The organism is Lentzea sp. (assembly GCF_036380075.1).
In the GTDB taxonomy this organism is placed as follows: Bacteria; Actinomycetota; Actinomycetes; order Mycobacteriales; family Pseudonocardiaceae; genus Lentzea.
The window spans coordinates 15,629-28,532 of sequence record NZ_DASVFL010000204.1 but is presented as its reverse complement, the minus strand read 5'-3'; the positions used below and the strand labels follow the sequence as shown (position 1 = coordinate 28,532).

Annotated in this window: 11 protein-coding genes; 6 read left to right on the top strand and 5 right to left on the bottom strand. The window is 69.2% G+C overall.

The window, feature by feature from the left end; all coding sequences use genetic code 11:
* Window positions 1–153: 153 nt before the first annotated feature.
* Entirely contained in the window at window positions 154–852 is a 699-nt protein-coding gene (locus tag VF330_RS22280; RefSeq protein ID WP_330853580.1) for a class I SAM-dependent methyltransferase, read from the top strand.
* A 37-nt stretch (window positions 853–889) separates the two neighbouring features.
* On the opposite strand, the gene VF330_RS22275 is transcribed toward VF330_RS22280, so the two are convergent.
* Window positions 890–1,483 carry a TetR/AcrR family transcriptional regulator gene (locus VF330_RS22275; RefSeq protein WP_330853579.1) on the bottom strand — a complete coding sequence of 198 codons (594 nt, stop codon included), beginning with the start codon at window positions 1,481–1,483 and terminating at the stop codon, window positions 890–892.
* A gap of 105 nt (window positions 1,484–1,588) precedes the next feature.
* On the opposite strand from VF330_RS22275, the gene VF330_RS22270 reads away from it, so the two are divergent.
* On the top strand, window positions 1,589–1,966 hold the full coding sequence (locus VF330_RS22270; protein WP_330853578.1) for a VOC family protein: 378 nt from the start codon (window positions 1,589–1,591) through the stop codon (window positions 1,964–1,966).
* A 53-nt stretch (window positions 1,967–2,019) separates the two neighbouring features.
* Here VF330_RS22270 and VF330_RS22265 read toward each other — a convergent pair whose 3' ends face one another.
* Complete coding sequence (locus tag VF330_RS22265) at window positions 2,020–2,652, bottom strand: response regulator transcription factor (protein ID WP_330853577.1); 633 nt, start codon at window positions 2,650–2,652, stop codon at window positions 2,020–2,022.
* The gene (locus tag VF330_RS22260) at window positions 2,649–3,743 is read right to left on the bottom strand and encodes a sensor histidine kinase (RefSeq protein WP_330853576.1); all 1,095 of its coding nucleotides are present in this window, start codon (window positions 3,741–3,743) and stop codon (window positions 2,649–2,651) included. The genes VF330_RS22265 and VF330_RS22260 overlap by 4 nt, the downstream gene beginning before the upstream one ends.
* Before the next feature lie 132 nt (window positions 3,744–3,875).
* On the opposite strand from VF330_RS22260, the gene VF330_RS22255 reads away from it, so the two are divergent.
* The 3 genes from VF330_RS22255 (at window position 3,876) to VF330_RS22245 (ending at window position 7,062) form a co-directional block, all read left to right on the top strand.
* Window positions 3,876–4,859, top strand: a complete 984-nt coding sequence (locus VF330_RS22255; RefSeq protein ID WP_330853575.1) for a DUF418 domain-containing protein — start codon at window positions 3,876–3,878, stop codon at window positions 4,857–4,859.
* 162 nt (window positions 4,860–5,021) lie between these two features.
* Window positions 5,022–5,414 carry an STAS domain-containing protein gene (locus tag VF330_RS22250; RefSeq protein WP_330853574.1) on the top strand — a complete coding sequence of 131 codons (393 nt, stop codon included), beginning with the start codon at window positions 5,022–5,024 and terminating at the stop codon, window positions 5,412–5,414.
* Window positions 5,415–5,553: 139 nt separating this feature from the next.
* Complete coding sequence (locus VF330_RS22245) at window positions 5,554–7,062, top strand: RICIN domain-containing protein (RefSeq protein ID WP_330853573.1); 1,509 nt, start codon at window positions 5,554–5,556, stop codon at window positions 7,060–7,062.
* 23 nt (window positions 7,063–7,085) lie between these two features.
* Here VF330_RS22245 and VF330_RS22240 read toward each other — a convergent pair whose 3' ends face one another.
* Both VF330_RS22240 and VF330_RS22235 read right to left on the bottom strand, forming a co-directional pair.
* Entirely contained in the window at window positions 7,086–8,690 is a 1,605-nt protein-coding gene (locus VF330_RS22240) for a glycoside hydrolase family 27 protein (RefSeq protein WP_414675423.1), read from the bottom strand.
* A 2-nt stretch (window positions 8,691–8,692) separates the two neighbouring features.
* Window positions 8,693–11,080 (bottom strand): ricin-type beta-trefoil lectin domain protein, encoded by a 2,388-nt coding sequence (locus VF330_RS22235; RefSeq protein WP_330853572.1) that lies wholly within the window; start codon window positions 11,078–11,080, stop codon window positions 8,693–8,695.
* Between the two features lie 458 nt (window positions 11,081–11,538).
* Here VF330_RS22235 and VF330_RS22230 point away from each other — a divergent pair, with 458 nt between their 5' ends.
* Window positions 11,539–12,897: a DUF6351 family protein gene (locus VF330_RS22230; RefSeq protein WP_330853571.1), complete on the top strand. Its 1,359-nt coding sequence runs from the start codon at window positions 11,539–11,541 to the stop codon at window positions 12,895–12,897.
* Window positions 12,898–12,904: the final 7 nt, after the last annotated feature.

Here is a 12,904-nt window from a genome sequence, read left to right as displayed (position 1 = left end):
GATCACTCCGGCCCCGGCGCCGCCGAGCGGTCTCGACGTCGACGCTTCGGCGGCCGGTTCACGATATCGTGCGGAAATCGCTGGTCGGGCTCGTTGCTGGGAGGACTGTGAACAGGATCGACGTGGCGGCGGTGGCGCGTGCCATGGCCGCCGGTGTCGCTCATCCTGACGTTCAGCTCGTGCAGACCCGTTTCCGTGCTGGCCGCCGCGGTCGGTGAGGACGGCCACGTCGTCGGTGTCGACATCGCCGACCCGGCTTACGGCGCCCCGGTCACGCTCGCCGAGTCCGCCGAGTTCCTGCGCGCGACCCCGTTCGGTGAACGCATCGACCTGCGCTTCGGTTTCGACGTGCTCACCGGGACGTTTCCGGACGACACGTTCGACCACGTCGTGCTGTCCCAGTGTTCGTGGTACTTCGCCTCGCTCGACGAACTGCGCACAACCCTCGCCAGGGTCCGCCCCTGGGCGCGTCGGCTGTGCTTCGCCGAGTGGGACCTGGCTCCCGCGTCCCACGACCAGCTCGCGCACCTGCTCGCGGTCCAGATCCAGGGCATGGTCGAAGCGGCCGGTGAACGCGGCGAGGGCAACGTCCGCACACCCTTTTCCCGTCAGCGCTTGCTCGCCGTCCTCGACGAAACCGGGTGGCGGGCGAGCGGCACGCGCACCATCGACACCACGGGCATGCACGACGTGGCATGGGAGATCGCTGCCTGTCACCAGGTGGTGCAAGAGCGCCTGCACACCGTGCCGCCTGCCATGCGTGACCTCATCCAGAGCCACGTCGACGTGCTGAAGACGCTCACGCTGGACAACAAGGCACTACCGGTCTACTCGGTGACCGCCACGCGATGACCGCACGGACCTGGGAGCCGGGCGTGCTCGACGCCCGTCAGGTCGAACTGTCCTGGACGCCGAGATGGCCGAGCGCGTCCTCGACCACACGCGTGACGAACGCGGCGTCGAGGGGCTCGCGGGAGAACCAGCGGCGGTAGAACAGCGGGCCGGCGACGGCGGCGGTGACGTCGGCCGGTCCACGATCCGCGGCGAGCTCACCGCGAGTTCGCGCGCGTTCGGTCACCACGTCGAACGGAGCCATCAATCGGGCGTGCAGGTCCGCGTGAAGCCCGGCCAGGTCGGGATCACGCTCGGCGGCGTCCACTATGGACGGCAGGACCGCCGCCCAGCGCGCGCTCCGCAGCTGCTCGGCCAACGCCTCGGTCAAGGCGACGAGGTCCCCGCCGAAGCTGCCCGTGTCGGGGACCGGGGGAGCCGACCCGATCGTCGAGCACGCCTCGACCAGCAGCGCGGCCCGTGACGGCCAGTGCCGGTAGATCGTGGTCTTGGAGACGCCCGAGCGTCGCGACACCTCGTCGATGCTGACACCGCCGATGCCGCCCGCCGAGAGCAACTCGTAGGTCTGGGCGAGCACCGCCGCCTTGGACCGCTGAACTCGAACGTCGACGAAGTCCCCGGATCGGGTCACCTTGCGATCTCCGCTTCTTTCTCCCACCGAAACAGTACGCTACTGTACCGTACTGTTTCTCGGGGCCGGACGGTCCTGCTCCACGGAAACAGCCAGGAGAACGCCGTGAAGCTCGCCTCGGTGCGCCTCGTCACCGACGACCTGCCCACTCTGACCGCCTTCTACGCCACGCTCACCGGCACCGAGCCGGTGACCCCCTTCGGGCCCGGCGACTACGTCGAACTGCACACCGAGGGCAGCATCATCGCGCTGGCCGGCAGCGCGGCCGTCCAGCGTTTCAACAACAACGCCGCCGAGGCCGCCGCCAACCGGTCCGCCATCATCGAGTTCGAGGTCGACGACGTCGACGCCGAACGCGCCCGCCTGGACGGCCAGGTCACCGCCTGGGTCCAGGAACCCACCGACCAGCCGTGGGGAAACCGGTCGATGCTGTTCCGCGACCCCGACGGCAACCTCATCAACATCTACTCCACCGGACGCTGAACGGCACCGGCAGACGAGGATCAGCGGCAACGAACGTGCGGCCTCCCGTCGGTTCAGCTCAACCCAGCCTGGTGGGCGAGCAGTCCCGCGCGGGTGCGGTTGTCGCAGTCCAGCTTGGTCAGCACGTTCGACACGTACCCCTTCACGGTGGCCTCGGTGAGATGCAGGCGGGCACTGATCTCGGCGTTGCTCAGGCCGCCGCCCAGGCAGGCGAGCACCTCCGTCTCCCTCGGCGTGAGACCGGAGATGCGTTCTCTGGCAGAGGTGTCGTCGCTCGAGGCCGCGACGAGGCGGCGGGTCGCCTCGGGAGACAGGACGGTGTGGCCGCCCGCGGCCACGCGCACGAGCTTGACCAGGTCGTCCGGGGCGGTGGACTTCAGCAGGAAACCCACCGCGCCGGCCTTCATGGCGCGCAGCACGTAGGAGTCGACGTCGAACGTCGTGAGCGCCACCACCTTCGGCGGGGTGTCGAGGCGGGTTATGCGCTCGAGTGCGGCCAGACCGTCCACCTCGGGCATGCGCAGGTCCAGGAGTACGACGTCAGGTCGTAGGCGCAGCACGGCTTCCACCGCCTCGGCGCCGTCGTGGGCCTCGCCGACCACGGTGAGGTCGGGTGCCGCGCTGAGGATCGTGCGGAGGTAGGCGCAGACCATGTGTTCGTCGTCGACGAGCAGGATCGACGTCATGTCGGCACGAATGTGGGTAGGACGGCGTCGACCTGGAAGCCGCCGTCGTCGGTCGGGCCGGCGGTGAGGGTGCCGCCGACCATCTCCACCCGGCCGCGCAGGCCGAGCAGGCCGTTGCCGGAGCCGGGCAGCGCGAGGTCCGGCGCCGCGGACGGCCTGGTGTTGCGGATGATCGCGCGGACGCTGCTCGGTCCACTGTGGATGGTGATGTCGGCGTGGGCGCCGGGTGCGTGCTTGTGCACGTTGGTGAGCGACTCCTGGACGACGCGGTACATCGTGCGGCGGACGGCGGGGGAGAGAGCGTCGTCGTCGCCGTGCTGCGTCAGCGTGACGTCCAGGCCGGTGGCGGCGGAGTCGGCGACCAGGCGGGAGAGCGGTTCGGGCGACACGTCCTGCGTGTAGGCGGTGCGCCCGGAGCGCAGCACGCCGACGAGGTCGCGCAGTTCGGCCAACGCCTGGCAGCCCGCGGTGCGCAGTTCCTCGGCGGCCTTGCGCACTCCTTCGTCCTTCGCGGTGACCCGCAAGGCCCCGGCGTGCAGCACCATCAGGTTCAGCCGGTGCGTGACGACGTCGTGCATCTCGGCGGCGAGCCTGGTGCGTTCGTCGGCGCGGGCCTGCTCGGCGAGCAGTTCGCGTTCGCGCTCGGCGCGTTCGGCCCGCTCGACCAGTGCCTGCACGAGCCTGCGCCGCGCGCCGAGGTAGAGGCCCGCGAGCCCGGCGATCACCGTGAAACCCGGGCCGGTGAAGCCGTCGCCGATGGTCGGCATCGCCCACACCCCGGCACCGACCGCCCACGTCACGGGGTGGGTGACGACGAGCCAGCGGTATCGCGTGGCATACGCGGCGACGGAGTACGCGGAGACCATCGAGGCATAGGTCGGTGTGAGCAGTGCGAGAAACGCGATGACGAGACTGGACGCCACCGGGCGGGTCCGCCGCCACCACAGCGCCGCCGCCGACAGCAGGTGGACGGTGACGTAGAACGCCAGGGACGCCATCACGAGCCGTGACGGCGCGGACAGCACGAGCTCGCGCCACAGTCCCAGCGCTGCGACGAGCAGCACCAGCGCCAGATCCACCGCCCGCCTCACACCGCTGACGATACCGCCGGGTCGAGACGTGGATCACCCACTGGCGCAGGGGGAGCACACCTACTTTCGTAGGTGGTGACACCTGACTTTCCCGCCTGTCGGAGGCTGGTGGTCGTTCGCTGCACTGGTGGTGTGAAACGAATCCACGAGCTCGACGCGCTGCGGGGCTTCGCACTGGCCGGAATCACGTTCATGAACATCCTGCAGATGACCGGCATGCCCCAGCCGGAGGGGCGCAACACCGACCACCTCGACTCGTTCCTGTTCCAGCTCGCGTTCGACCAGCGGTTCGCGCCGACGTTCGCGGTGTTGTTCGGCATGAGCTTCGCGTTGTTCCTGCGCGGGTCGGCGGCCACGCATCCTCGGCTGCGGCTGTTGCTCGTACGACGACTGGTGGCACTGACGTTGCTCGGACTCGCCCACGCGGTGCTGCAACCGGGGGAGGTGCTGCGGTTCTACGGCGTGTTCGGCCTGCTGTTCCTGGTACCGGCGTCGTTCCTGCCGCGCCGGTGGGTGCTGTCGCTCGGCGTGGTGGCCTTGGTGGTGCCCGTGGTGCTGGCGTCGCTCAACGTCTTCCTGCTCGGCCCGTTCCCGATTCCCGGGTTGCTGCTGCTGGGGATGGCCGCCGTGCAGTACGACCTGCTGGCACGGATGAACCGTCCCGCGGTGGTGCTGGGGCTGCTCGTGCTCGCGGTGCCCGCCGGGATCTGGCAGTTCCACGGGGGCGCCGGCCTCGCCGGTGTGAGTCGGGCGCAGCTGACGGGTCTGGTGTTCGCGCCGTTGCTCGCGATGCTGTTCCTGTTGCGGCCGTGGCGGTTCTTCGAGCCGATGGGCCGGATGGCGCTGACGAACTACCTGCTCGCGACCGTGCTGATCCTCGCGGTGAGCGGGCTGGTGCGCGGGTACGGGTCGCTCGTGCTGTGCGGGGTGGGGATCGCGGTCGTGCAGGCCGTGCTGAGCCATCTCTGGATGCGGCGGTTCCGGTACGGGCCGGCGGAGTGGGCGTGGCGGTGCGTGACGTGGTGGCGGGTCATCCCGTTCGGAACCACGCCGCCCACGGGAAGTTCCGCCCGAACGCCGGGGAGCCCGGAGGTTCCGCGCTCGTCCGGCACGTAGCCGACGCCGTCGTGTTTCTGGATGTGGTTGTGCCCTCGTCGTGTCGCGGGATAGCGTGAGGGAGACGGAATTGATCAAGCAGAGAGGTTCGTCGCGACTGGTTCTCCGGGTGGGGCAGCGGCTCGTGTCGGCGCTTTCACTTCTGGCTGATGGGAGTTCGACATGGAACACGAGTTCGACGATGCTGCGGACCGACCGGTTCTGCGCACCACCGACCACGACGGCATCGCGGTGGTCGAGCTCGCCGGCGAGCTGGACATGAAGACGGCGAAGACCTCTCTCGCGAGCGTGCTCCACGTGGTCGACCAACGCCCCGAGGGGATCGTCGTCGACCTCCAGGCGGTGACCTTCTTCGGTTCCGCCGGGATCAGCATGCTCATCTCCGTCCAGTACGAGGCCGGGCAGCAAGGCGTCCCCTTCGGCATCGCCGCGGCGCAGAAGGCCGTGATGAGGACCTTGACCATGAGCGGGATGAACATGCGGCTGCCCTTGTTCTCCACCGTGCCCGAGGCGGTCGACGCTCTCCGTGCTTCTGCCGCACCACCGCAGGGCTGACACGAATCCGTAGCTGCTCGATCTTCAGGCCGCACGCTGAGTTAAGTCCTGGTGCCGCCGTCGAACGGTTCGACGATTCCGAAGACGGCAGTGGACGATCGCCGGGGAATCCGCGATCGTTGCCGGAATGGGGCATCTCATGGCAACGATCACAGCTCCCGATCGTCACCGGCCAGGACCACCGCGCAAGACCCGGCCGTGGTGCCGATCGCTGGTCGTCCTGGTGGTGGCGGCGTTCACCGCGTCGCTGGGCATGGTCGTGACAGCGCCCCCGGCCGATGCCGCCACCAGCGGGTTCCGCGGCATGAACTGGGCCGTGCTGGGCGACAACTTCAGCACCACCGCGCTCGTCGTGCAGGGGCTGAGCAAGTCCGACAGCAACGCCACCGTGCGCGCCAAGGCCAACGCCGTCTACGACGACATGGCCTCCACACTGGGGGTCAACACCGTCCGGTTGCCCGTCAACACCCACACCGTGGCCGACACGACCTGGTGGAACGCCTACCGGGGCGCTGTCGACGCCGCCACCGAACGCGGGTTCAAGGTGATCCTCGCCTACTGGGAGGACGGGGCCGCCTCCCGCGGCAGGATCACGAACATGGGCGCGTGGAACGCGATGTGGTCCAGTGTCACGAACACCTACGGCTCGAACGGCAACGTCTACTTCGAGCCGATGAACGAGCCGGTCGGCTACAGCTCGGCGGAATGGCGTGACGTCGCCGCGAACTGGCTCGCGTACCACACCTCGGCGGTGCCCTCCCGGGTGCTCGTCGGTGGCACCGGCTACAGCCAGGACCTGCGGGACGTCTGCAACGACAGCCGGTTCAGCTCGACGCTGTTCTCCTTCCACCACTACGCCTTCTTCTACGAGGCGATGACGTACGACCAGTTCCGCGCCCACATCCAGACGCGGCTCGGCAACTGCGCCTCCCGCGCGGTCGCCACCGAGTTCGGCGCGCCCATGTCCACCGGCCTCGACTACGGCGACGCGAACAGCGGCGACAACTTCGTGCGGTACATCCGCGCCATCGCCCAGGTCATGCGCGACAACAGGATGGGCGGCACCTACTGGCCAGCCGTCGGTGGCAAGCCCGGGAACATCGGCTACGACCACTACTCGATGTACTCCATGAGCGGCAGCGGCACCAACCTCGACCTGACCGTCCGCAACCCCTCCGGGGCCGACCGGCTCCGGTACGCCTGGGGTGACGGCACGAACCCGCCCGTGGGGACGTACTACCGGATCACCGCGCGCCACAGCGGCAAGGTCATGGACGTCCAGCAGCCGAACACCGAGAACAGCGCGCGCGTCGGTCAGTACACCTACAACGGCAACCCCTGGCAGCAATGGGAGTTCCAGGACGCCGGCAGCGGCTACTGGCGCATCGTCAGCCGGCACAGCGGCAAGTGCCTCGACGTCACGGGCGCCTCGACCGGCGACGGCATCGAACTCGTCCAGTACACCTGCGGCAGCGGCGCCAACCAGCAGTTCCAGATGGTCGCCAGCGGCAGCTACTTCCAGCTCCGGGCACGGCACAGCGGCAAGTGCGTCGACGTGCCGGCCTCTTCCACCGCGGACGGCGCGATCCTGAAGCAGTACTCCTGCAACACAGGCGCCAACCAGCAGTGGGAACGCACGTCCGTGTGATCGTCGTGCCCGGAGCGGCCCGGCTATCCCAGCGTCCACCGCTGGTTGCTGCCGCCGTTGCACGTCCACAGCTCGACCAGTGCGCCGTCGGCGGTGGACGCCCCGGTCACGTCCAGGCACAGCCCTGACTGGACCCCGGTGACCGAGCCGTCGGAGTTGCGCAGCCACTGCTGGTTCGCCTGGCCGTTGCAGGACCAGAGGATCACCTTCGTACCGGGGCTGGTCTGGTTGTCGTAGGCGTCCAGGCACAGCGTGCCGTCGGCGATGCCGATCTGGTTTCCGGTGGTGTAGGTCCAGTTCTGGGCGGCTTGACCGCTGCACGGCCAGATCCGCGCCTGCGTGCCCGCCGTGGCGCCGGGGACGTCGAGGCACTTGCCCGCACCGACCGCGCGCACAGGACCGGTCACCGGGTCCCCGCCGCCGGTCGTGCCGCCCGCGACCCGGTACATGACCACGCCGTGGGCGGGGACCGACGCGCTGATCGTGCCCGTCGTGGTGGAGGTGGAGCCGGACCACAGGTCGGTGAGGGTGTAGCCGGTGGCGCCGGTCTTACCGATCGCCGCCGCGGTGGTCGAGATCGTGGCGGCCGAGGAACCCTCGTTGAACAGCACGACCGACACGTCACCGTTCGCTAGCGGCTTGGCCAGCACGTCGCGGCCGCCGGACGACGACACCATCCGGCCCTGCCTGCCGAGCGGGTCCTGGTCGACCGCGATCACCCGCGTGTTGGTGAGGGTGGAGACCGTGGTGGCGCTCGCGTTCGGGATGTTGTTGCCCGCGATCAACGGCGCGGCCATCTGCGCCCACAGGCTGAACTGCGTCCGGTCCTCGGTGGCGGACATGCCGTTGCCGATCTCGAGCATGTCCGGGTCGTTCCACCCGCCGGGTCCCGCGTAGCTCGTGAGGCCGACGTTGGCGTGGAAGATGTTCAGCATGCTGGTGTAGTTCGCCGCGATGTCCCCGGTGGTGCGCCAGCTGTTGCCGACGTTCGCACCCCACGTCCACACGCTGTCCTGGCCCCAGTTGCACAGGCTGTACAGGATCTGCCGGCCGGTGGCCGCCAGCGCGTCGCGCATGGCCGTGTACCGGGACTGGGCGTTGACGCCCTGGTTGTTGCAGTTGTCGTACTTGAGGTAGTCGATGCCCCAGGACGCGAAGAGGTTCGCGTCCTGGCGCTCGTGGCCCAGGCTGCCCGGATAGCCCGCGCAGGTCGCCGTGCCCGCGTCCTCGTAGATGCCGATCTTGAGGCCGAGCGAGTGCACGTAGTCGGCGAGTGCCTTGATGCCGCTCGGGAACTTGACCGGGTCCGGCACGAGGTTGCCGTTCGAGTCGCGGTTGCGCGTCATCCAGCAGTCGTCGATGTTGACGTACTGGTAGCCCGCCGCCTGCATGCCGTTGTTGTGCATGGCCAGGGCGGTGGAACGGACCAGCGAGTCGGAGATGTTGCAGCCGTAGGCGTTCCAGTCGTTCCACCCCATCTGCGGCGTTCTGGCCAGCCCGTTGTCGAGGGCCTGGGCGGCGGGGGCCGTGGCGATCAGGGCGACGGGTGCCGCCACCGCCAGCGCGGTGGTCGTCATGGCGGCCACCACGAGGTGACCGAGGCGGCGTGCGATCGTGTATGAGCTCATCGTCAGCTCCGCGTCCACTTCTGGCTGGGTGCGCCGTTGCAGGTCTGCAGGGTCACCGGTGTGCTGTTGGCGGTGGCCCCTCCGTTCGGGGCCAGGCACAGTCCTGACTGGACACCCGTGATCGTGCTGTCGCCGTTGACGTTCCACTGCTGGTTGGTGCCGCCGGTGCAGTCCCAGATGATCACCCTGGTCCCGGCCGCAGTGCCCGCGCCCTCGGCGTCGAGGCACTTGGTGCCGTACACCTGGATCTGCCGGGCGGTGTTGACCGTCCACTGCTGGTTCCCGCCGCCGTTGCAGTCCCACAACGTCACCTGCGTGCCGTTGGCCTGGGACGCGTTCGGGACGTCCAGGCACCGGCCGGCGTTGTCGTTGCGCAGCAACGATGTCGTCCCGCCGCCCGAGCCGGCCACGACGAGGTTGTCGAACTGCGCGGTCTCGCCCTGGCTGGTGCCGAGCCCGGCCTGACCGGCGGTGAGCGTGGAGTCGGTCACCGTGCCGACGACCGAGCCGTCGATTCCCGCGGTGATAGTGCTGCCGGAGAAGCCGAGCGACAACGCGTGCCAGCGGTTCGTGCCCAGCGCGGCGGTGGTGCCGCTGCGCAGCGTGGTGACCTGCTGGTTGAGGTTGTTGCGCAGGATCGACCAGGCGCCGGTGTCGCTGACCTTCAGGTAGTAGGCGTTCAGCGCGGCCTGGTTGGTCGTCACCTGCGACCCGGCGCGGCCGATCAGCGAGACGGAGCCGGGCTTCTCCAGCAGCGCGTCCGCCGACACCGTGTAGTTGCTCCAGGCCACGTTGCCCAGCAGCGCGTACGGATCCGTCCTGGTCTTCCACGGGATGGCCTGCTGCGGAGACGCTTGCCGCACGCACGTGCCCGATCGGCCGCCGCCGCACCCGGACGTCTCGAAGGCACCCTCCATGTCCATCAGGTACCGGGCTTCCTTGCCGGTGGCGTACCCGTCGAAGTCGTCGCTGTAGGGCAGGTTCAGCGAGCCCTGGGACGGGCCGGTGGCGGTGCCCTTGCCCTGTCCGGTGGTGGTCGTGACCGTGTACAGGTGGCCCGGCTGGACGGTCAGGGAGTAGGCGCCCCCGGACGGGGTGATGTCGGTGCTATGGACGAAGAAGTCGTTCTGGTTGCCGGAGTTGAGGTTGGTCGCCCACACGTGCACCTGTCCGGTGGACAGCCCACCGGTGACGGTGAAGTTGAGCGTCTGGGCACCGGCGGCGTCCATGGTCTCGATGACGGTGCTGTAGTCGGTGTTGTTGGGCGACTTCATCGTCACGTAGCTGCCGTTGTTGCGGTTGCCGCCGAGATAGCCGGTGGACGCGTCCAGGTACTTCCAGCCGGGGGCGGTGAACTGGGTGGTGTGCGCCAGCGCCCACGTGTCCTTGCCGACCGCGTAGTGCCCGGACCACGGCTGGTTGGCCAGCACCAGCCCCACGGTCGGCCAAGGGATGTTCGGGGTGACGGCGGCGATCAGGTCCCAGTTGAGGTAGGCGGTCATCTTGCCGTCGATGTAGACCCGGTTGATGCCGCGGGCCAGCGGCTTGGCGCCGTCGTTGTAGTCCTGGGAGCCGTTCTCGCTCGACCACAGCGTCTTGCCGGAGGCGGCGACGTTCGACGGGACGGTGCACGAGGTCTGCGCGCTCAGGTAACCGCAGGTGTAGTGCGCGCTGAGCACGTCGACGGCGTTGCGGTAGGCCGTGTTGCTCGAGATGGGTCCGGCCGGCCCCCAGTCCCCAGGCCACGAGTCACCGGAGATGATCCTGACGGCGCTGTACCCGTTGGCGTTGAGGGCGTTGCGGATCGTGACCGTCCAGTCCGCGTTCCACTGCTTCTCGTTCTGGACCGGCGTGAGGTAGTCGATCGTCAGCCCGTGCCGGCGGGCGCACCCGAGCCAGGACAGGTAGTAGTCGACCAGGTCGGTGGAGAAGAAGGTGCCGTTGCCGATCCAGCCCGGCGCGCCCCAGGCCAGGCCCACCAGCTTGAGACCGGGGTTGCGCGCCTTGGCCTGCTCCATGATCCACCACTCGTACCCGCGGTCGCAGTCGAGGTCGCCGCGGAAGTGGGCGTGGCTGGGCTCCGCGCCGCTGGTGGAGTTGGTGTCGCCGCCGATCTCCACCTTCAGGATCTGCAGTGCGGCGCCATAACTCGGCTTGAAGAGGTGGTCGAGGATCTGGCCGCGCTGCGGCTCCGGGTAGTCGATCAGCAGGCGGCTGTTCCCGCCGCCGCCGCTGACCGCGCCGACGCCGTCGAACGTGCGACCGCCGGACGAGCCGTTGATCGTGATCGACGTGGCGGCCTCGGCCGGTGCCGCCGCCACGGCACCTGCGGCGACCAGGACGGCCGCGAGGACAACGGTGCGCACGCGCCCGAGCAGGGTTGGGGGCATGGCTGTATTCCCTCCGGTGGAGATGAATGGCTGAACCGCCATGCTCCGTCATGGCGGTGGCGCGAATCAGTCGAAAGCGAGGAAAAGGGATCCGGATCTTTTTCTGGGCTTAAGAACCGCCTGCAAGCTGCCTATGTGAACGCTAACACGACTGCTGGTCGAGGCCAAGAGTCGCGAATTGTCGTAATTGTCGTGTGGTTGTCCGCGTCGGATTAAAGGTGCTGAAGTCGAGCATTTTGTCATTCGACGCAGCTGAGTGAAAGAATTCGATGGATTCGACTCCTGGCCGCCGAGTTGGAACCGGCCGTTTCCCGGTTCCGGGCGGGTGGCTCCCGAGCCTGCCGACCCCGAAGCGGGAGGCGTCGGCAAAGTTGTTAGACACAAACGTTGACGTACGTTGGATTTGGAGCCCACTATTGGGTCGCAGTCGGGCAGGGTTCCCGGGACTGGAGGCTCGAATGTCCGCAACACGCGACCTCGGCACCGTTCTGGCGGCCGCGCTGCTCCTCGTCGCCGGTGCGCCCGCGGTGAGCGCCGCGCCGCCGGACGTCGTGCCGTGCCTCGGCACGGCGACCTGCACGTCCGGGCAGCTCCCGGACGGCACCCCGTACCAGTTCGCGAAGCCGCAGCGGTGGAACGGCGTGGTCCTGGTCGACCTGGACTTCGCCGCGGGAGGGCTGACCACAGCGCTGACGGGCGACCTCGTCGGGCGGGGGTACGCCGTGGGCGGGACGAGCAGGGCCGTCACCGGGTGGCGGATCGCTCAGGCGATCGACAACCAGGCCGCCGCGCTCGAGGAGTTCGAGGCGGTGTTCGGCCCGGCGCGCTGGGCGATCGCCGGAAGTCGTTCCATGGGCGGGTTCGTCGCCGCCGGCGCGGCGCAGGTCCATCCTGGACGGTTCGCCGGCGCCGTGCCGATGTGCGGTGGGCTCGGCGGTTCGGTCGGGCAGTGGAACCAGAAGCTGGACACGGTCTTCACGCTGAAGACGCTGTTGTTCCCCGGCACGGCCCTGCCCGTCACGGGGATCCCCGCGGACGTGCCGGGTGCGCAGCAGCAGTGGATCTCGGCGCTGGCCGGTGCGCAGTCCACCGCGCAGGGGCGGGCGCGGATCGCGCTGGCCGCCACGGTCGGCCAGCTCCCGGCGTGGGGGCTCGCCACCGACGGCGGCACCACCCCGGTGCCGGACCCGTGGGACGCGGCGGCACTGGAGAACGGCATGTACCTGGCGCTCGCGGGCGGTCCGCTGCCCTACATCGGCCAGGCGATGAGCAGCAGGCGCGCGATCGAACAGGCGACCGGCGGGAACCCGTCCTGGAACACCGGCGTCGAGTACGGGCGGCAGCTCCTGTCGGCAGAACCGGCTCAGCAGCTCGCCGTCCTGCGCCTGTACGCCGAAGCGGGGCTGGACCTCGGCGCCGACCTGAGGCGGTTGGCCGCCGCTCCGCGCGTCGCAGCCGACCCCGCCGCGGTCGCCGCCTTCTCGCGCGGCATCGTGTTCACGGGTGACGTGCGGGTTCCCGTGCTGACCGTCAACGGCACCGGCGACCAGATCTCGACGGTGGCGCAGCAGCAGTCCTACGAGGACCTGGCCCGCCGCGCCGGCAACGCCGAGCTCGTGCGGCAGACGTACGTGCGGACCTCCGGGCACTGCACCTTCACGGTCGGGGAGCAGGTGGCCGCGATCGACCAGATGTGGCAACGACTCCGGACGGGCCGCTGGCCCGACGTCTCGCCGCGAGCCATGAACAGGCTCGCCGGCGACGGTCGGTACGTCGACTTCGCCCCGCCCCGGTTCAACCGGCGGTACGCGGGCTGAGGAAGAC